Source organism: Pseudomonas aegrilactucae (genome assembly GCF_019168305.1).
GTDB classification, from domain to species: Bacteria; Pseudomonadota; Gammaproteobacteria; order Pseudomonadales; family Pseudomonadaceae; genus Aquipseudomonas; species Aquipseudomonas aegrilactucae.
On the sequence record NZ_JAHTBI010000016.1, the window covers coordinates 1 to 19,625 of the forward strand.

14 protein-coding genes, 4 tRNA genes and 1 pseudogene are annotated in these 19,625 nt (G+C 57.7%); all 19 read left to right on the forward strand.

Going from position 1 to position 19,625, the window contains the following annotated elements; genetic code table 11:
- Positions 1-233 precede the first annotated feature (233 nt).
- The 19 genes and pseudogenes from birA to tuf all read left to right on the forward strand — a co-directional run bounded on the left by birA (position 234) and on the right by tuf (position 19,540).
- Positions 234-1,193, forward strand: coding sequence for a bifunctional biotin--[acetyl-CoA-carboxylase] ligase/biotin operon repressor BirA (birA, locus tag KUO17_RS05940; protein ID WP_217974265.1), 960 nt, complete (start codon positions 234-236; stop codon positions 1,191-1,193).
- A pseudogene (locus tag KUO17_RS05945) lies at positions 1,183-1,933 on the forward strand (pantothenate kinase). Before birA ends, KUO17_RS05945 begins: the two are co-directional and overlap by 11 nt.
- Before the next feature lie 7 nt (positions 1,934-1,940).
- Positions 1,941-2,363, forward strand: a complete 423-nt coding sequence (locus KUO17_RS05950) for a hypothetical protein (protein WP_217974267.1) — start codon at positions 1,941-1,943, stop codon at positions 2,361-2,363.
- Between the two features lie 143 nt (positions 2,364-2,506).
- A tRNA-Tyr gene (locus KUO17_RS05955) sits at positions 2,507-2,591 on the forward strand.
- A 24-nt stretch (positions 2,592-2,615) separates the two neighbouring features.
- Positions 2,616-2,689 (forward strand) — tRNA-Gly (locus KUO17_RS05960).
- Between the two features lie 26 nt (positions 2,690-2,715).
- Positions 2,716-2,791, forward strand: a tRNA-Thr gene (locus tag KUO17_RS05965).
- A gap of 199 nt (positions 2,792-2,990) precedes the next feature.
- A tRNA-Trp gene (locus KUO17_RS05970) sits at positions 2,991-3,066 on the forward strand.
- A gap of 45 nt (positions 3,067-3,111) precedes the next feature.
- The gene (gene secE, locus KUO17_RS05975) at positions 3,112-3,480 is read left to right on the forward strand and encodes a preprotein translocase subunit SecE (RefSeq protein ID WP_217974269.1); all 369 of its coding nucleotides are present in this window, start codon (positions 3,112-3,114) and stop codon (positions 3,478-3,480) included.
- A 9-nt stretch (positions 3,481-3,489) separates the two neighbouring features.
- On the forward strand, positions 3,490-4,023 hold the full coding sequence (gene nusG / locus KUO17_RS05980) for a transcription termination/antitermination protein NusG (RefSeq protein WP_163942114.1): 534 nt from the start codon (positions 3,490-3,492) through the stop codon (positions 4,021-4,023).
- A gap of 119 nt (positions 4,024-4,142) precedes the next feature.
- The gene (gene rplK / locus KUO17_RS05985; protein ID WP_163942111.1) at positions 4,143-4,574 is read left to right on the forward strand and encodes a 50S ribosomal protein L11; all 432 of its coding nucleotides are present in this window, start codon (positions 4,143-4,145) and stop codon (positions 4,572-4,574) included.
- The gene (gene rplA / locus KUO17_RS05990) at positions 4,574-5,269 is read left to right on the forward strand and encodes a 50S ribosomal protein L1 (RefSeq protein ID WP_217974271.1); all 696 of its coding nucleotides are present in this window, start codon (positions 4,574-4,576) and stop codon (positions 5,267-5,269) included. The genes rplK and rplA overlap by 1 nt, the downstream gene beginning before the upstream one ends.
- 200 nt (positions 5,270-5,469) lie before the next feature.
- Positions 5,470-5,970, forward strand: a complete 501-nt coding sequence (rplJ, locus tag KUO17_RS05995) for a 50S ribosomal protein L10 (RefSeq protein WP_217974272.1) — start codon at positions 5,470-5,472, stop codon at positions 5,968-5,970.
- A gap of 78 nt (positions 5,971-6,048) precedes the next feature.
- Positions 6,049-6,414: a 50S ribosomal protein L7/L12 gene (gene rplL, locus KUO17_RS06000; protein WP_217974274.1), complete on the forward strand. Its 366-nt coding sequence runs from the start codon at positions 6,049-6,051 to the stop codon at positions 6,412-6,414.
- 220 nt (positions 6,415-6,634) lie between these two features.
- The gene (gene rpoB, locus KUO17_RS06005; protein ID WP_217974276.1) at positions 6,635-10,708 is read left to right on the forward strand and encodes a DNA-directed RNA polymerase subunit beta; all 4,074 of its coding nucleotides are present in this window, start codon (positions 6,635-6,637) and stop codon (positions 10,706-10,708) included.
- A 64-nt stretch (positions 10,709-10,772) separates the two neighbouring features.
- Entirely contained in the window at positions 10,773-14,972 is a 4,200-nt protein-coding gene (gene rpoC / locus KUO17_RS06010; protein WP_217974278.1) for a DNA-directed RNA polymerase subunit beta', read from the forward strand.
- Positions 14,973-15,175: 203 nt separating this feature from the next.
- Positions 15,176-15,547 (forward strand): 30S ribosomal protein S12, encoded by a 372-nt coding sequence (gene rpsL, locus KUO17_RS06015; RefSeq protein ID WP_003186084.1) that lies wholly within the window; start codon positions 15,176-15,178, stop codon positions 15,545-15,547.
- Between the two features lie 120 nt (positions 15,548-15,667).
- Positions 15,668-16,138: a 30S ribosomal protein S7 gene (gene rpsG / locus KUO17_RS06020; RefSeq protein ID WP_008089143.1), complete on the forward strand. Its 471-nt coding sequence runs from the start codon at positions 15,668-15,670 to the stop codon at positions 16,136-16,138.
- A 30-nt stretch (positions 16,139-16,168) separates the two neighbouring features.
- On the forward strand, positions 16,169-18,316 hold the full coding sequence (gene fusA / locus KUO17_RS06025; protein WP_217974279.1) for an elongation factor G: 2,148 nt from the start codon (positions 16,169-16,171) through the stop codon (positions 18,314-18,316).
- A 30-nt stretch (positions 18,317-18,346) separates the two neighbouring features.
- Positions 18,347-19,540: an elongation factor Tu gene (gene tuf / locus KUO17_RS06030; RefSeq protein ID WP_217974281.1), complete on the forward strand. Its 1,194-nt coding sequence runs from the start codon at positions 18,347-18,349 to the stop codon at positions 19,538-19,540.
- Positions 19,541-19,625: the final 85 nt, after the last annotated feature.

Below are 19,625 nucleotides of genomic sequence, written 5' to 3' on the forward strand. Positions count from 1 at the left end.
TTTTGTCTTTGCAGGGTGTTAATTGGTACTGCCTGGCTGGGCCTTTGGCTGGCCAGGCCGGCGCCTGCAGTGCCTCAAACGCGGCGCAGTCTTGTAGGCGTCAGCCATGCTGACTAACGTCACAACCGCTACAGTGCGTTTGCCCCTACCCATAGCTGCACGAATCCCCACGCAGGTATGCAAGCCCTCGGCGCATAGCTATCATGCCTGCCTCATTGTGAGTCGAGATTGGCATGCTGAAGTTGTTGAAGCTCCTCAAGGATGGTCGATTCCATTCTGGCGAGGCTCTAGGGGCTGCCCTGGGCGTCAGTCGCAGTGCTGTGTGGAAACAGTTGCAGCACCTAGAAGCTGAATTGAATCTGCCTGTGCACAAGGTGCGAGGCCGCGGTTACCGCCTGGCTGCGCCATTGTCGCTGCTGGATGCCGAGGCGATCGCGCAGGGCGCTGGGACGCGCTGCTGGCCGGCAATGATCCATGACGAAATCGACTCCACCAATGCGCAAGCGCTGCGGGCCATCAGTGAGGGTCAGCAAGCGCCCTTCCTGGTATTGGCCGAGCGGCAGTCAGCCGGCCGTGGTCGTCGTGGGCGGAACTGGTCCAGCCCTTTCGCAGAGAATCTCTACTACAGCCTGGTGCTGCGTATCGAGGGGGGCATGCGCCAACTCGAAGGGCTGAGTCTGGTCGTCGGGCTTGCGGTCATGCAGACCCTGCGTGGCGTAGGTGTGGCGGCCGCTGGCCTCAAATGGCCGAATGACGTGTTGGTGAATGATCGCAAGATCGCCGGCATTCTGTTGGAGTTGGTCGGTGATCCGGCCGATGTCTGCCATGTGGTGCTCGGTATCGGCGTCAACGTTAACATGATGGTCAACAATGAAGTGAGCCAGGCCTGGACCTCGATCAGGCTCGAAACGGGACAGCAGGTGGATCGAAACCGGCTGGTAGCCCTGTTGAATGACAACTTGTACGCCTATCTGGAGCGCCATCGCGAGTCGGGCTTCACGGCGTTGCAGGCCGAGTGGGAGCAAGGGCATCTGTGGCAAGGGCGTTCAGTTTCATTGATTGCAGGTGCCAATGCTGTCGAGGGTGTTGTGCTGGGTATTGATCGTCAGGGTGCGCTGCGTCTTGAGGTCGAAGGTGTTGAGAAGATCTTTAGTGGTGGTGAGCTCAGTTTGAGGTTGCGCGATGATTCTTGAGCTCGATTGCGGTAACAGCTTTATCAAATGGCGGGTTATCCGCAGTCAGGATGCCTCCATCGTGGGCGGCGGCGTCGTCGACGCCGTAGCGGCATTGATTGACGCCGTGCGTGCGCTCCCGGGGGCGACGCCTGCCCGCTGCCGGCTGGTCAGTGTGCGCACCGAAGACGAAACGACGTCGCTCAGTCATGAGTTGATCGACGCCTTCGGCTTGACGATAGTGCGCGCGCGTCCGGCCAGGGCGTTGGCTGGTGTGACCAATGGCTATGAGGATTACGAGCGCCTTGGCCTGGATCGCTGGCTGGCGTTGCTGGGCGGCTATCACCTGGCCAGGCGGGCCTGTGTGGTCATCGACCTGGGCACTGCCGTGACGGCCGACTTTGTGTGTGCTGCAGGTGAGCACCTGGGCGGGTTCATTTGCCCCGGGATGCCGCTGATGCGCAACCAGTTGCGCACGCACACGCGGCGTATTCGCTACGATGACGTGTCGGCAGAGCGAGCCTTGTCGAGCCTTGTGCCAGGTCGCTCTACAGTCGAGGCTGTCGAAAGAGGGTGTACGCTGATGTTGCATGGCTTCGTGCTGACGCAACTTGAGCAGGCGCGAGCGCTGTGGGGTGAAGACTTTACCGTGTTCGTTACGGGGGGGGGATGCCGGCTTGGTGCATAAGGTGGTGCCCCAGGCTCGAATCGTTCCTGACCTGGTGTTCGTTGGCCTGGCGATGGCCTGTCCGCTGGATTGAGGTGTTTATGCGCTGGTTGTTTCTATTGTTGCTGGTCCTCAACGTCGTCTATTACGTCTGGCATCAGCAGGAGGCGCCGCTGCGAGCGAAGGAAGTGACGTCGTTGTCACTCTACAAGGGGAGCCAGCAGGGCATTCGCCTGCTGAGCGAATCGCGTTCTGCGGCTGCCGAGCAGGGTGCGGAGTGTCTCTATGTAGGGGGGCTTGCCAGCCCTGAGATGCTCGACAGCCTGCGCCAGCGCCTGATCAGTCTGGATATTCGGGCGCGCAAGGTCGTTGGCAAGCTCGCGGATAGCCCGGGTTGGTGGTTGCAGGTTTCGCCGCAGAGCCGGCGTTTGCTGGACCAGGCGCTGCTGTCAGGACTTTCCCATGATTTCAAAGACTTAAAAGATAAAATAATGTTGTGCGAAGGCGTTGCAACTATCGAATAGTTTGCATAGAATGGCGCCCGCTCCACAGCGAAGACCACTAGGTGGTGCAGCAGTGAAGCAGTTGTCAAATTAGCTAACCTCAAGATTTTAATGAGAAAAAGCTTGACAGCAGGACGGCAAGAGTAGAAAATGCCGGCCACATTGGAGGGGTTCCCGAGCGGCCAAAGGGATCAGACTGTAAATCTGACGTCTACGACTTCGAAGGTTCGAATCCTTCTCCCTCCACCAGTTTTAGCGAGAGCCGCAAGCTCCGCGGGTATAGTTTAGTGGTAGAACCTCAGCCTTCCAAGCTGATGATGCGGGTTCGATTCCCGCTACCCGCTCCAGGTTTGCTGTTTTTGCACCGTGTTACGCTCTTGTAGCTCAGTTGGTAGAGCACACCCTTGGTAAGGGTGAGGTCAGCGGTTCAAATCCGCTCAAGAGCTCCATTTGACAAGGCAGATATGAAAATATCTGCCTTTGTTTTAATGGTCGGCTTGTATTGCGATCATTGCGACTGAAGGCGGCCTGCGTTTTGCTCGTATAGGTTGTCGTTCCATCGGTGCAGGTGAAGCGTTCGATGGCTGTCGAATAAGTAGTTGATATATCTCAATCGGCTCGGCATAATGGTCGGCCTGATAAGCTTTTAGGTCAGTAGCTCAATTGGCAGAGCGACGGTCTCCAAAACCGTAGGTTGGGGGTTCGATTCCCTCCTGACCTGCCAGATCCACCTTGTGTGTCTGGCTTTCTTTTCACAGGATCCTCCTAGATGACCTCCAAGTCTGACGCCCAAGACTCTCGTTTTGATCTGCTCAAGTGGCTGGCTGTTGTCGCTTTGGTGGTGGTAGGTGTTGTCGGAAATCAATATTACTCCGCTTCGCCGATTCTGTATCGCGTTATTGCACTCCTCGCTCTCGCTGCTGTAGCTGCATTCGTTGCGCTGCAAACCGGCAAGGGCAAGTCGTTCTTTGCGCTGGCAAAGGAAGCTCGCACCGAGATTCGTAAAGTCGTATGGCCAACCCGCCAAGAGACCATGCAGACCACCCTGATTGTGGTGGCTGTTGTCCTGGTCATGGCGCTGCTGTTGTGGGGTCTTGATTCCCTGCTCGGCTGGTTGATTTCCTTGATTGTTGGCTAAGGGTGTCCTGTGGCTAAGCGTTGGTATGTTGTGCATGCTTACTCCGGTTACGAGAAGCATGTGATGCGCTCGCTGGTCGAGCGCGTAAAGCTGGCTGGCATGGAAGATGGCTTCGGCGAGATTCTGGTCCCCACTGAAGAAGTGGTGGAGATGCGCAATGGCCAGAAGCGCAAAAGCGAACGTAAATTCTTCCCGGGTTACGTGCTGGTTCAGATGGACATGAACGAAGGGACTTGGCACTTGGTCAAGGATACTCCTCGGGTCATGGGCTTTATCGGTGGTACTGCAGACAAGCCTGCACCCATCACCGACAAGGAAGCCGAGGCCATTCTGCGCCGCGTTGCCGATGGCAGCGACAAGCCGAAGCCCAAGACGCTGTTCGAGCCGGGTGAAGTGGTTCGTGTTGTCGATGGTCCGTTCGCAGATTTCAACGGTACTGTCGAAGAAGTTAACTACGAGAAGAGCCGGCTCCAGGTGGCGGTGCTCATTTTCGGTCGCTCTACCCCGGTGGAGCTTGAGTTCAGCCAGGTCGAAAAGGTCTAGCGGAACGACGCATCCCATACCCCGCAGCCCTATGTGCTGCGGGGTTTTGTCGTCACTGGGATAAAACGCAAGTAATCCGGGGAGCCTCATGGCGCTTGTACCCGATATTGGAGTAGCTCATGGCTAAGAAGATTCAGGCTTACATCAAGCTGCAAGTAAAGGCCGGCCAGGCCAACCCAAGTCCACCCGTCGGCCCAGCACTGGGTCAGCACGGCGTGAACATCATGGAATTCTGCAAGGCCTTCAACGCCCGTACTCAGGGTCAAGAAGCCGGCCTGCCGACTCCTGTGATCATCACTGTCTACAGTGACCGTAGCTTCACCTTCGAAACCAAAAGCACCCCAGCTTCGGTTCTGCTGAAGAAAGCAGCTGGCCTGACCAGCGGTTCTGCGCGTCCGAACACCGTTAAAGTCGGTACTGTGACCCGTGCTCAGCTGGAAGAGATCGCAAAAACCAAAACTGCTGATCTGACCGCTGCTGACCTGGATGCGGCCGTGCGTACCATCGCCGGTTCCGCTCGCAGCATGGGCCTCAACGTGGAGGGTGTGTAATGGCTAAGCTGACCAAGCGCCAAAAGGCTATCGCTTCGAAAATCGAAGCGGGCAAAGTCTACAACTTCGAAGAAGCAGCAGTGCTGCTGGCCGAACTGTCCACCGTGAAGTTCAGCGAATCCTTCGACGTAGCCGTTAACCTGGGCGTTGACCCACGTAAATCGGACCAGGTCGTTCGTAGCGCTACCGTGCTGCCACACGGCACTGGCAAGACCGTACGTGTTGCCGTGTTCACCCAGGGCCCAGCTGCCGAAGCCGCTCTGGCTGCCGGCGCTGACCGCGTAGGCATGGACGATCTGGCTGCCGAAATGAAAGGCGGCGACCTGAACTATGACGTCGTCATTGCTTCCCCGGACGCAATGCGTGTTGTAGGTCAACTGGGTCAGGTTCTGGGTCCTCGCGGCCTGATGCCTAACCCTAAAGTCGGTACCGTGACTCCAGACGTAGCCACCGCGGTTAAAAACGCCAAGGCTGGTCAGGTTCGTTATCGCACCGACAAAAACGGCATCATCCACACCTCCGTTGGCAAAATCGGTTTCGAAGCCGGCAAGCTGAAGGAAAACGTTGAAGCCCTGATCGCTGATCTGAAGCGTATCAAGCCAGCTTCCTCGAAAGGTATCTACGTCAAGCGCGTTACCCTGAGCACCACCATGGGCCCAGGTCTGGTAATCGATCAAGGTTCCCTGAACGCGTAAGACTGTGATGGGCGCAAGCAATTGCGCCTGTCGGCAAAAATTGGGGTCCCTGCCTGGCGGGGGCTATCCAAGACCGTAGGCGGCGCAAGCCTTAAACCACAAGCCTACGCAGATGGTGCCCCTGGTTCTTCATTGAGCCAGACACCAAAACGACATTCGGCCTCGGCTGGATGAAACGGTAACAAGCAGGAGTTTTACCCGTGGCAATTAAACTCGAAGACAAGAAGGCCATCGTCGCTGAAGTCAACGAGGCTGCCAAAGTCGCTCTGTCTGCTGTCGTGGCTGATGCCCGTGGCGTGACTGTAGGCGCAATGACCGGACTCCGTAAAGAGGCTCGTGAAGCTGGCGTTTACGTACGTGTTGTACGTAACACCCTGCTCAAGCGCGCTGTTGCTGACACTGAATTCAGTGTCCTCAACGACGTGTTCACCGGCCCTACTCTGATCGCGTTCTCCAACGAACACCCGGGCGCTGCTGCTCGTCTGTTCGCTGAATTCGCCAAAGGTCAGAAAGAGTTCGAGATCAAGGCAGCTGCGTTCGACGGCAAGTTCCTTGCCGCAAACCAGATCGACGTGTTGGCTTCCCTGCCGACCCGCGACGAGGCTATTGCGAAGCTGATGAGCGTGATCCAAGGCGCGACCAGCAAGCTGGCTCGTACCCTGGCAGCCGTTCGCGACCAGAAAGAAGCTGCTGCTGCCTAAGGCACCGCACGCCCTTTCAAAATCATACGTTTAATTTGATGGCTGCGTAGGCTGTCACCCCAATACAGGATTTAAGTCATGTCTCTGACTAACGAGCAAATCATCGAAGCAATCGGCCAGAAAACCGTTCTGGAAGTTGTTGAGCTGATCAAAGCAATGGAAGAAACCTTCGGCGTTACCGCTGCTGTTGCCGCTGCTGGCCCAGCTGCTGCCGCTGCCGTTGTTGAAGAACAAACCGAGTTCAACGTTGTTCTGAAAGCCGCTGGCGAGAAGAAAGTAAACGTGATCAAGGCTGTTCGTGAACTGACCGGTCTGGGCCTGAAAGAAGCCAAGGAGAAGGTTGATACCGCTCCTCAGGTGATCCTGGAAGGCGTCGCTAAAGACGCAGCTGAAAAAGCTGCAGCGACCCTGACCGAAGCAGGCGCTGAAGTCGAAGTTAAGTAACTTTCGACTGTGCGTCTCCAGCCCGAGCGATAAGCGAAAGGCTGATGGCTGGTGGCTCTTGCCACCGGCCTTTTTCCGTTATTGGCAGCCGATCAGGTCGGCGCTGGTGACGAGCGGTAACCACCGATGACGGTGGCGCAAACCATGGGGTTTGCACGATTTTCTGGCTGCTCCCGTCGGGAGAAGCCAAACAAGCAGGTGACCAAGCTGGGGAACGCTGATGGCTTACTCATACACTGAGAAAAAACGTATCCGCAAGGACTTTAGCAAGTTGCCGGACGTCATGGATGTGCCTTACCTCCTGGCCATCCAGCTGGATTCGTATCGTGAATTCTTGCAAGCGGGAGCGACTAAAGATCAGTTCCGCGACGTGGGCCTGCATGCGGCCTTCAAATCGGTTTTCCCGATCATCAGCTACTCCGGCAATGCTGCCCTGGAGTACGTTGGCTATCGTCTGGGCGAACCGGCCTTTGATGTCAAAGAATGCGTATTGCGCGGCGTGACCTACGCGGTACCGCTGCGGGTAAAAGTCCGCCTGATCATTTTCGACAAAGAATCGTCGAACAAAGCGATCAAGGACATCAAAGAGCAAGAAGTCTACATGGGTGAAATCCCCCTGATGACTGAAAACGGTACCTTCGTAATCAATGGTACCGAGCGTGTTATCGTTTCCCAGCTGCACCGTTCGCCAGGTGTGTTCTTCGACCACGACCGTGGCAAGACGCACAGCTCGGGCAAGCTGCTGTACTCGGCGCGGATCATTCCTTACCGCGGCTCGTGGCTGGACTTCGAATTCGATCCGAAAGACTGTGTATTCGTCCGTATCGACCGTCGTCGCAAGCTGCCAGCCTCGGTACTGCTGCGCGCGCTGGGCTACACCACCGAAGAAGTGCTGAACGCGTTCTACACCACCAACGTATTCCACGTGCAGGGCGAAACGCTCAGCCTGGAACTGGTGCCTCAGCGCCTGCGCGGTGAAATCGCGGTCATGGATATCCATGATGAAACCGGCAAGGTGATTGTCGAGCAGGGTCGTCGTATTACCGCTCGCCACATCAACCAGCTGGAAAAATCCGGCGTCAAGTCGCTGGACGTGCCGATGGAGTACGTCCTGGGCCGCACCACCGCCAAGGCGATCGTGCACCCGGCGACCGGCGAGATCCTGGCCGAATGCAACACCGAGCTGACCACCGAAGCACTGGTGAAGATCGCCAAGGCCCAGGTCGTTCGCATCGAGACCCTGTACACCAACGACATCGATTGCGGTCCGTTCATTTCGGACACCCTGAAGATCGACTCCACCAGCAACCAACTGGAAGCGCTGGTCGAGATCTATCGCATGATGCGTCCTGGCGAGCCGCCAACCAAGGATGCCGCAGAGACCCTGTTCAACAACCTGTTCTTCAGCGCCGAGCGTTACGACCTGTCGGCCGTTGGTCGCATGAAGTTCAACCGTCGTATCGGTCGTACCGAGATCGAAGGTTCGGGCGTACTGAGCAAGGAAGACATCGTCGAGGTCCTCAAGACCCTGGTCGACATCCGTAACGGCAAAGGCATCGTCGACGACATCGACCACCTGGGTAACCGTCGCGTGCGTTGTGTCGGCGAGATGGCCGAGAACCAGTTCCGCGTTGGCCTGGTGCGTGTAGAGCGCGCGGTCAAAGAGCGTCTGTCGATGGCTGAAAGCGAAGGCCTGATGCCGCAGGACCTGATCAACGCCAAGCCGGTTGCGGCGGCGGTGAAAGAGTTCTTCGGTTCGAGCCAGCTGTCCCAGTTCATGGACCAGAACAACCCGCTCTCCGAGATCACCCACAAGCGTCGTGTCTCTGCACTCGGCCCTGGCGGTCTGACCCGTGAGCGCGCAGGCTTCGAAGTCCGTGACGTACACCCGACCCACTACGGCCGTGTGTGCCCGATCGAGACCCCTGAAGGTCCGAACATCGGTCTGATCAACTCCCTGGCAGCCTATGCCCGCACCAACCAGTACGGCTTCCTCGAAAGCCCGTACCGCGTGGTGAAAGAGGGTGTGGTTACCGACGACATCGTGTTCCTGTCGGCGATCGAAGAAGCTGATCACGTCATCGCCCAGGCTTCGGCCACGATGGACGAGAAGAAGCACCTGATCGACGAACTGGTAGCGGTCCGTCACCTGAACGAATTCACCGTCAAGGCGCCAGAAGACGTCACCTTGATGGACGTTTCGCCGAAGCAGGTAGTTTCGGTTGCCGCGTCGCTGATTCCGTTCCTCGAGCACGACGACGCCAACCGTGCGTTGATGGGTTCGAACATGCAGCGTCAGGCTGTACCGACCCTGCGTGCCGACAAGCCGCTGGTAGGTACCGGCATGGAGCGCAACGTTGCGCGTGACTCCGGCGTTTGCGTCGTGGCACGTCGTGGCGGCGTCATCGACTCGGTCGATGCCAGCCGTATCGTGGTTCGTGTTGCTGATGATGAAGTTGAAACCGGCGAAGCTGGTGTCGACATCTACAACCTGACCAAGTACACCCGTTCGAACCAGAACACCTGCATCAACCAGCGTCCGCTGGTGAGCAAGGGTGACGTGGTTCAGCGCAGCGACATCATGGCCGACGGCCCGTCCACCGATATGGGTGAGCTGGCTCTGGGTCAGAACATGCGCATCGCGTTCATGGCATGGAACGGCTTCAACTTCGAAGACTCCATCTGCCTGTCCGAGCGTGTGGTTCAGGAAGACCGCTTCACCACGATCCACATCCAGGAACTGACCTGTGTGGCCCGTGACACCAAGCTTGGCCCGGAAGAGATCACCGCGGACATTCCGAACGTCGGTGAAGCTGCGCTGAACAAGCTGGACGAAGCCGGTATCGTCTACGTAGGCGCTGAAGTCGGCGCTGGCGACATTCTGGTCGGCAAGGTCACGCCAAAAGGCGAAACCCAGCTGACGCCAGAAGAAAAACTGCTGCGTGCGATCTTCGGTGAGAAGGCCAGCGACGTCAAAGACACCTCCCTGCGTGTGCCTACCGGCACCAAGGGTACCGTCATCGACGTACAGGTCTTCACCCGTGATGGCGTCGAGCGCGACAGCCGTGCGCTGTCCATCGAGAAGATGCAGCTGGACGAGATCCGCAAGGACCTGAACGAAGAGTTCCGCATCGTTGAAGGCGCGACCTTCGAACGTCTGCGTAGCGCCCTGAACGGTCAGGTCGTCGAAGGTGGTGCTGGCCTCAAGAAAGGTTCGGTCATCTCCAACGAAGTCCTGGACGGTCTGGAGCACGGCCAGTGGTTCAAACTGCGCATGGCCGAAGACGCGCTGAACGAGCAACTCGAGAAGGCCCAGGCCTACATCGTTGATCGTCGCCGTCTGCTCGACGACAAGTTCGAAGACAAGAAGCGCAAGCTGCAGCAGGGCGATGACCTGGCACCGGGCGTACTGAAGATCGTCAAGGTCTACCTGGCAATCCGTCGTCGCATCCAGCCGGGCGACAAGATGGCCGGTCGTCACGGTAACAAGGGTGTGGTCTCCGTGATCATGCCGGTCGAAGACATGCCGCACGACGCCAACGGTACGCCGGTGGACGTGGTACTGAACCCGTTGGGCGTACCTTCGCGTATGAACGTCGGTCAGATCCTCGAAACCCACCTGGGCCTGGCGGCCAAGGGTCTGGGCGAGAAGATCAACCGCATGCTCGAAGAGCAGCGCAAGGTCATCGAGCTGCGCAAGTTCCTCACCGAGATCTACAACGAGATCGGTGGTCGTCAGGAAAGCCTTGAAGACTTCACCGACCAGGAGATCCTGGACCTGGCGAAGAACCTCAAAGGCGGTGTGCCAATGGCCACTCCAGTCTTCGACGGTGCCAAGGAAAGCGAAATCAAGGCCATGCTGAAACTGGCAGACATGCCAGAAAGCGGTCAGATGCAGCTGTTCGACGGCCGTACCGGCAACAAGTTCGAGCGTCCAGTGACCGTTGGTTACATGTACATGCTCAAGCTGAACCACTTGGTGGACGACAAGATGCACGCGCGTTCCACTGGTTCTTACAGCCTGGTTACCCAGCAGCCGCTGGGTGGTAAGGCGCAGTTCGGTGGTCAGCGTTTCGGGGAGATGGAAGTGTGGGCGCTGGAAGCATACGGCGCGGCATACACCCTGCAAGAAATGCTCACAGTGAAGTCGGACGATGTGAACGGTCGGACCAAGATGTACAAGAACATCGTGGACGGCGATCACCGTATGGAGCCGGGCATGCCCGAGTCCTTCAACGTGTTGATCAAAGAGATTCGTTCGCTCGGTATCGATATCGATCTGGAAACCGAATAACACGTGACGCGAATCGGGAGCGTGGCTGAAAAGCCCGCTCCCTGCTCCGCCAGGAGGAAAGGCCTTGAAAGACCTACTGAATTTGCTGAAAAACCAGGGTCAAGTCGAAGAGTTCGACGCCATCCGTATCGGATTGGCCTCGCCTGAGATGATCCGTTCGTGGTCGTTCGGTGAAGTAAAAAAGCCGGAAACCATCAACTACCGTACGTTCAAGCCTGAGCGTGACGGCCTGTTCTGCGCCAAGATCTTTGGCCCAGTCAAGGACTACGAGTGCCTGTGCGGCAAGTACAAGCGCCTGAAGCACCGTGGCGTGATCTGCGAGAAGTGCGGCGTTGAAGTCGCCCTGGCAAAAGTTCGTCGTGAGCGCATGGCGCACATCGAACTGGCCTCTCCGGTTGCCCACATCTGGTTCCTGAAATCGCTGCCGTCGCGTATCGGCCTGCTGATGGACATGACCCTGCGTGATATCGAACGCGTTCTCTACTTCGAGAGCTATGTCGTTATCGACCCAGGCATGACCACCCTCGAAAAAGGTCAGCTGCTGAACGACGAGCAGTACTTCGAAGCGCTGGAAGAGTTCGGCGATGACTTCGACGCCCGCATGGGTGCCGAGGCTGTCCGCGAGCTGCTGCACGCTATCGACCTGGAGCACGAGATCGGTCGCCTGCGTGAAGAGATTCCGCAGACCAACTCGGAAACCAAGATCAAGAAGCTGTCCAAGCGTCTGAAACTGATGGAAGCCTTCCAGGGCTCGGGCAACCTGCCTGAGTGGATGGTCCTGACCGTTCTGCCGGTACTGCCGCCAGACCTGCGTCCATTGGTTCCGCTGGATGGCGGTCGTTTCGCGACCTCCGACCTGAACGACCTGTATCGTCGGGTGATCAACCGTAACAACCGTCTGAAGCGCCTGCTCGACCTGTCCGCGCCGGACATCATCGTGCGCAACGAAAAGCGCATGCTGCAGGAAGCGGTCGACGCACTGCTCGACAACGGCCGTCGTGGCCGCGCCATCACTGGCTCGAACAAGCGTCCTCTGAAATCCCTGGCCGACATGATCAAGGGTAAGCAAGGTCGTTTCCGTCAGAACTTGCTCGGTAAGCGCGTTGACTACTCCGGCCGTTCGGTAATTACCGTAGGTCCGACCCTGCGTCTGCACCAGTGCGGTCTGCCGAAGAAGATGGCCCTCGAGCTGTTCAAACCGTTCATTTTCGGCAAGCTGGAAATGCGTGGTCTGGCGACCACCATCAAGGCCGCCAAGAAGATGGTCGAGCGCGAGCTGCCAGAGGTGTGGGACGTTCTCGCCGAAGTGATTCGCGAACACCCCGTACTGCTCAACCGTGCACCGACCCTTCACCGTCTGGGTATCCAGGCGTTTGAGCCGGTACTGATCGAAGGCAAGGCTATCCAGCTGCACCCGCTGGTGTGTGCTGCGTACAACGCCGACTTCGACGGTGACCAGATGGCCGTGCACGTGCCGCTGACGCTGGAAGCCCAGCTCGAAGCGCGCGCGCTGATGATGTCGACCAACAACATCCTGTCGCCAGCCAACGGTGAGCCAATCATCGTTCCGTCGCAGGACGTTGTACTGGGTCTGTACTACATGACCCGTGAAGCCATCAACGCCAAGGGCGAAGGCCGTATCTTCGCTGACCTGCAGGAAGTCGACCGCGTATTCCGCGCCGGCGAGGCTGCCCTGCACGCCAAGATCAAGGTTCGTATCAACGAAACCGTCAACGATCGTGATGGCGGCAGCGTCAAGAACACCCGTATCGTCGACACCACCGTCGGCCGTGCGCTGCTGTTCCAGGTTGTACCACCAGGTCTGTCGTACGACGTGGTCAACCAGCCGATGAAGAAGAAGGCGATCTCCAAGCTGATCAACCAGTGCTATCGCGTGGTCGGTCTGAAAGAGACCGTTATCTTCGCTGACCAGCTGATGTACACCGGTTTCGCTTACTCGACCATCTCCGGCGTTTCCATCGGTGTTAACGACTTCGTTATCCCGGATGAGAAAGCCCGCATCATCGGTTCTGCAACCGATGAAGTGAAAGAGATCGAGAGCCAGTACGCCTCCGGCCTGGTAACCCAGGGCGAGAAGTACAACAAGGTCATCGACTTGTGGTCCAAGGCGAACGACGAAGTGTCCAAGGCGATGATGGCCAACCTCTCGAAAGAGAAGGTCATCGACCGCAATGGCGACGAAGTCGAGCAAGAATCCTTCAACTCGATGTACATGATGGCTGACTCCGGTGCCCGGGGTTCGGCCGCTCAGATCCGTCAGTTGGCCGGTATGCGTGGCCTGATGGCCAAGCCGGACGGCTCGATCATCGAGACGCCGATCACCGCGAACTTCCGTGAAGGCCTGAGCGTACTTCAGTACTTCATCTCGACTCACGGTGCGCGTAAGGGTCTTGCCGATACCGCGTTGAAAACCGCCAACTCCGGTTACCTGACCCGTCGTCTGGTAGACGTGGCGCAGGACCTGGTGGTTACCGAGATCGATTGCGGTACCGAGCAGGGTCTGTTGATGACTCCGCACATCGAAGGCGGCGACGTGGTCGAGCCGCTGGGTGAGCGCGTACTGGGCCGTGTAATCGCCCGTGACGTGTTCAAGCCAGGCACCGACGACGTCATCGTGCCGGCCGGTACCCTGGTCGACGAGAAGTGGGTCGAGTTCATCGAGCTGAACAGCATCGACGAAGTGATCGTGCGTTCGCCGATCAGCTGCGAAACCCGCTACGGCATCTGCGCCAAGTGCTACGGTCGCGACCTGGCTCGCGGTCACCAGGTGAACATCGGTGAAGCTGTCGGCGTTATCGCTGCACAGTCGATCGGTGAGCCGGGTACCCAGCTGACCATGCGTACGTTCCACATCGGTGGTGCTGCAAGCCGGACCTCGGCTGCCGACAGCGTCCAGGTGAAGAACGGCGGTATGGTACGTCTGCACAACCTCAAGCAGGTTGAGCGTGCCGACGGTAACCTGGTTGCCGTGTCGCGCTCCGGTGAGTTGGCGATTGCCGACGAATTCGGTCGTGAGCGTGAGCGTTACAAGCTGCCTTACGGCGCCGTGATTTCGGTGAAGGAAGGCGACAAGGTCGACGCTGGCGCCATCGTCGCCAAGTGGGACCCGCACACCCACCCGATCGTTACCGAAATGAAAGGTACCGTGACCTTCGTGGGCATGGAAGAAGGCATCACGATCAAGCGTCAGACCGACGAATTGACCGGCCTGACCAACATCGAGGTGCTGGACGCTAAAGACCGTCCGGCTGCAGGCAAGGAAATCCGTCCTGCAATCAAGATGGTCGACGCCAATGGCAAGGATCTGCTGCTGCCAGGTACCGACGTACCGGCTCAGTACTTCCTGCCGGCAAACGCCCTGGTCGGTGTGGCCGACGGTTCGCAGATCGGTGTCGGTGACGTTATCGCGCGTATCCCGCAAGAAACGTCCAAGACCCGTGACATCACCGGTGGTCTGCCGCGTGTTGCCGACCTGTTCGAAGCCCGTCGTCCGAAAGAGGCTTCGATTCTGGCGGAAGTCAGCGGTACCATCGCCTTCGGTAAAGAGACCAAGGGCAAGCGCCGTCTGGTCATTACCCCGAACGATGGCAGCGATCCGTACGAAGAGCTGATTCCTAAGTGGCGCCACCTGAACGTCTTCGAAGGCGAACAAGTGAACCGCGGCGAAGTCATCTCCGACGGCCCGAGCGATCCGCACGATATCCTGCGTCTGCTGGGTGTGAGCGCGCTGGCCAAGTACATCGTCAACGAGATCCAGGACGTCTACCGTCTGCAAGGCGTGAAGATCAACGACAAGCACATCGAAACCATCCTGCGTCAGATGCTGCGCAAGGTCGAGATTGCCGAGTCGGGTGATTCCAGCTTCATCAAGGGCGACCAGATGGAACTGACCCACGTACTGGTAGAGAACGAGCGCCTCGGCGCAGACGACAAGTTCGTCTCCAAGTTCACTCGTGTACTGCTGGGTATCACCAAGGCCTCGCTGTCCACCGAATCGTTCATCTCGGCGGCTTCCTTCCAGGAAACCACCCGTGTACTGACCGAGGCGGCGGTAACCGGCAAGCGCGACTACCTGCGCGGCCTGAAAGAAAACGTGGTCGTGGGTCGTCTGATCCCGGCCGGTACCGGTCTGGCATACCACAGCGAGCGCAAGCGTCGCCGTGATGCCGACAAGCCGTTGCGTGTTAGCGCCAGTGAAGTGGAAGCTGCACTGACTGAAGCGCTGAACTCCAGCGGCAACTGAGCGTAGGGCCCTGGCGGCCCTCGCCCCACTCTCGTGACATATCTTGTTGCGTAGGGGAGGGGGGGGGGAAGTCGGGGCCTTGCCTTGACGAGGGGCAAGATCCTCTTTAGACTCTTGTACCCCTAAATTTGGTGGGACTTCGTCCTGCCATTTTGCTTTTCTTGCAAGACAATAGCGTCGCAAGACAACAGTGGAGCTAGTAGATGGCAACTATCAACCAGCTGGTACGTCAGCCGCGTAAGCGTATCGTCGAGAAATCCGACGTTCCTGCGCTGCAGAACTGCCCGCAACGTCGTGGCGTGTGCACCCGTGTGTACACCACCACGCCGAAAAAACCTAACTCGGCACTGCGTAAAGTATGCCGTGTGCGCCTGACCAACGGTTTCGAGGTTTCCTCGTACATCGGCGGTGAAGGCCACAACCTGCAAGAGCACAGCGTGGTACTGATCCGCGGCGGTCGTGTAAAAGACTTGCCAGGTGTTCGTTACCACACCGTTCGCGGCTCCCTGGATACCTCCGGCGTCAAAGGTCGTAACCAAGGTCGTTCGAAGTACGGTACCAAGCGTCCGAAGTAATCGGCCGTTTGCAGCACATTGCAGTTATCAATTTTATTGAGTCGATAAGAGTAAGGTCGGGCACGCAACCCCTGGGTTCCCTGTCCCGAGCTAACCTGAAGACCGTTTGAGGGCTTATCAATGCCAAGACGTCGTGTAGCAGCCAAGCGTGAGATTCTGGACGATCCAAAATACGGGTCGCAGATTCTCGCCAAGTTCATGAACCACGTGATGGAAAGCGGCAAGAAGGCCGTTGCCGAGCGTATCGTTTACGGTGCGCTGGACAAGGTCAAAGAGCGCAAGAACAGCGACCCCCTGGAAATCTTCGAGAAAGCTCTCGACGCCATCGCTCCGCTGGTCGAAGTGAAGTCGCGCCGTGTTGGCGGTGCTACTTACCAGGTTCCGGTTGAAGTTCGTCCGTCCCGTCGTAACGCCCTGGCAATGCGCTGGTTGGTAGACTACGCCCGCAAGCGCGGCGAGAAGTCTATGGCCCTGCGCCTGGCCGGCGAGTTGCTGGATGCTGCTGAAGGCAAGGGTGCTGCAGTCAAGAAGCGTGAAGACGTACACCGTATGGCTGAAGCCAACAAAGCGTTCTCGCACTACCGCTTCTAATTCTGGCATCAATCATTTTGCGAGGGCTTTATGGCTCGTACTACAGCAATTAACCGCTACCGTAACATTGGTATTTGCGCGCACGTTGATGCGGGTAAAACTACCACTACCGAGCGGATCCTGTTCTACACAGGCCTGAGCCACAAGATGGGCGAGGTGCATGATGGCGCCGCGACCACCGACTGGATGGTGCAGGAGCAGGAGCGGGGTATTACCATTACCTCTGCTGCCGTTACCACCTTCTGGAAGGGTTCTGTCGGTCAGTACGACAACTACCGCGTAAACGTCATCGATACCCCCGGCCACGTTGACTTCACCATTGAAGTTGAGCGTTCGCTGCGTGTACTCGACGGCGCGGTCGTTGTGTTCTGCGGTACTTCCGGTGTAGAGCCACAGTCCGAAACCGTATGGCGTCAAGCCAACAAGTACGGCGTTCCACGTGTTGTTTACGTGAACAAGATGGACCGTGCCGGCGCCGACTTCCTGCGCGTTATCGGCCAGATCAAGAACCGCCTGGGTCACACCCCGGTTCCGATCCAGCTGGCAATCGGTTCGGAAGACAACTTCCAGGGTCAGATCGATCTGATCAAGATGAAGGCTGTCTACTGGAACGACGACGACAAGGGTACTTCGCCGCGCGAGGAAGAAATTCCTGCCGACATGCTTGAGATGGCTCAAGAGTGGCGCTCCAACATGGTTGAAGCGGCTGCCGAGTCCAGCGAAGAGCTGATGAACAAGTACCTGGAAGGCGAAGAGCTGACCATCGACGAAATCAAGGCCGGTCTGCGTGCGCGCACCCTGGCAAGCGAAATCGTCCCGGCGGTCTGCGGTTCGTCGTTCAAGAACAAGGGTGTTCCCCTGGTTCTCGACGCCGTGATCGACTTCCTGCCTGCTCCTACCGAAATCCCGGCGATCAAAGGTATCCACCCTGATCTGATCGAGAAGTCGAAAGAAGAGCTGGTCGAGGCTGACTACGACGAGCGTCACGCTTCCGACGAAGAGCCGTTCTCGGCTCTGGCGTTCAAGATTGCCACCGACCCGTTCGTGGGTACTCTGACTTTCGTGCGCGTCTACTCGGGCTTCCTGAGCTCGGGCGACTCCGTGATCAACTCGGTCAAGGGCAAGAAAGAGCGCGTTGGTCGTATGGTGCAGATGCACGCCAACCAGCGTGAAGAGATCAAGGAAGTACGCGCAGGCGACATCGCTGCTCTGATCGGCATGAAGGACGTCACCACCGGTGACACCCTGTGCAACGCCGACAAGCCGATCATCCTCGAGCGTATGGATTTCCCGGAGCCTGTGATTTCGGTTGCTGTTGAGCCGAAAACCAAGCAGGACCAGGAAAAGATGGGTATCGCACTGGGCAAGCTGGCTCAGGAAGACCCGTCGTTCCGCGTCAAGACCGATGAAGAAACCGGTCAGACCATCATCTCGGGTATGGGTGAGCTGCACCTGGACATCCTCGTTGACCGCATGAAGCGCGAGTTCAACGTCGAAGCCAACATCGGCAAGCCGCAGGTTTCGTACCGCGAGAAGATCACCAAGTCCAACGTTGAGATCGAAGGCAAGTTCGTTCGTCAGTCGGGTGGACGTGGTCAGTTCGGTCACTGCTGGATCCGTTTCTCGGAGCCGGACGTGGACGACAAAGGCAACATCACCGAAGGTCTGGTGTTCGCCAACGAAGTCGTTGGTGGTGTGATTCCTAAGGAATTCATCGCCCCGATCCAGAAGGGTATCGAAGAGCAGATGAAGAACGGCGTCGTTGCCGGTTATCCTCTGATCGGCCTCAAGGCCACGGTATTCGACGGTTCGTACCACGACGTCGACTCCAACGAAATGGCGTTCAAGGTCGCTGCTTCGATGGCAACCAAGCAACTGGCCCAGAAGGGCGGTGGCGTGGTTCTCGAGCCGATCATGAAGGTTGAAGTTGTTACCCCGGAAGACTACATGGGTGACGTGATGGGTGACCTGAACCGTCGTCGTGGTCTGATCCAGGGTATGGATGATTCGGTCTCCGGCAAGGTTGTCCGTGCTGAAGTGCCGCTCGGGGAGATGTTCGGTTATGCGACCGACGTTCGTTCCATGTCTCAGGGTCGCGCGAGCTACTCTATGGAATTCTCCAAATACGCCGAAGCTCCGTCGAATATCGTCGAAGCTCTCGTTAAAAAACAAGGCTAATCCAGTCCTTTAGGCTAGGAGTTTATTGTCGTGGCTAAAGAAAAATTTGATCGTTCCCTTCCGCACGTCAACGTTGGCACCATCGGTCACGTTGACCACGGTAAAACCACTCTGACCGCAGCTCTGACTCGCGTCTGCTCCGAAGTTTTCGGTTCGGCAGTCGTTGATTTCGACAAGATCGACAGCGCTCCAGAAGAGAAAGCTCGCGGTATCACCATCAACACCGCGCACGTCGAGTACAACTCGAAGATCCGTCACTACGCTCACGTCGACTGCCCAGGTCACGCTGACTACGTGAAGAACATGATCACCGGTGCTGCGCAGATGGACGGCGCTATCCTGGTTTGTTCGGCCGCTGATGGTCCGATGCCACAAACCCGTGAGCACATCCTGCTGTCCCGTCAGGTTGGCGTTCCGTACATCGTGGTCTTCCTGAACAAGGCTGACCTGGTAGACGACGCTGAGCTGCTGGAACTGGTCGAGATGGAAGTTCGTGACCTGCTGAACACCTATGAGTTCCCAGGCGACGACACTCCGATCATCGTCGGTTCGGCTCGTATGGCGCTGGAAGGCAAAGACGACAACGAAATGGGCACCACCGCTGTCAAGAAGCTGGTTGAGACTCTGGACAGCTACATCCCAGAGCCTGAGCGTGCTATCGACAAGCCGTTCCTGATGCCAATCGAAGACGTATTCTCGATCTCGGGTCGTGGTACCGTTGTTACCGGTCGTATCGAGCGTGGTATCGTCCGCGTTCAAGACGCTCTGGAAATCGTTGGTCTGCGTGACACCACCACCACTACCTGCACCGGTGTTGAGATGTTCCGCAAGCTGCTCGACGAAGGTCGTGCTGGCGAGAACTGCGGCGTGCTGCTGCGCGGCACCAAGCGTGACGACGTTGAGCGTGGCCAGGTTCTGGTCAAGCCAGGTTCGGTCAAGCCGCACACCCAGTTCACCGCAGAAGTCTATGTTCTGAGCAAAGAAGAAGGCGGTCGCCACACTCCGTTCTTCAAAGGCTACCGTCCTCAGTTCTACTTCCGTACTACTGACGTGACTGGTAACTGCCAGCTGCCAGAAGGCGTTGAAATGGTAATGCCAGGTGACAACGTCCAGATGGAAGTCACCCTGATCAAGACCATCGCAATGGAAGACGGTCTGCGTTTCGCTATCCGTGAAGGCGGTCGTACCGTCGGCGCCGGCGTCGTAGCCAAAATCATCGCGTAATCGTTGATCGTTTAAAAAGGCCCCCGCTTTTGCGGGGGCTTTTTTATTGGGTTGACACTCAGTGGGGGTGTCTATAGAATCACGC

Coding starts and splice junctions, on each gene's coding strand:
- rpsG (WP_008089143.1), top strand. CDS start 15,668: ATGCCAAGACGTCGTGTAGCAGCCAAGCGTGAGATTCTGGACGATCCA.
- rplL (WP_217974274.1), top strand. CDS start 6,049: ATGTCTCTGACTAACGAGCAAATCATCGAAGCAATCGGCCAGAAAACC.
- birA (WP_217974265.1), top strand. CDS start 234: ATGCTGAAGTTGTTGAAGCTCCTCAAGGATGGTCGATTCCATTCTGGC.
- fusA (WP_217974279.1), top strand. CDS start 16,169: ATGGCTCGTACTACAGCAATTAACCGCTACCGTAACATTGGTATTTGC.
- rpsL (WP_003186084.1), top strand. CDS start 15,176: ATGGCAACTATCAACCAGCTGGTACGTCAGCCGCGTAAGCGTATCGTC.
- rplK (WP_163942111.1), top strand. CDS start 4,143: ATGGCTAAGAAGATTCAGGCTTACATCAAGCTGCAAGTAAAGGCCGGC.
- KUO17_RS05950 (WP_217974267.1), top strand. CDS start 1,941: ATGCGCTGGTTGTTTCTATTGTTGCTGGTCCTCAACGTCGTCTATTAC.
- rplA (WP_217974271.1), top strand. CDS start 4,574: ATGGCTAAGCTGACCAAGCGCCAAAAGGCTATCGCTTCGAAAATCGAA.
- rpoB (WP_217974276.1), top strand. CDS start 6,635: ATGGCTTACTCATACACTGAGAAAAAACGTATCCGCAAGGACTTTAGC.
- secE (WP_217974269.1), top strand. CDS start 3,112: ATGACCTCCAAGTCTGACGCCCAAGACTCTCGTTTTGATCTGCTCAAG.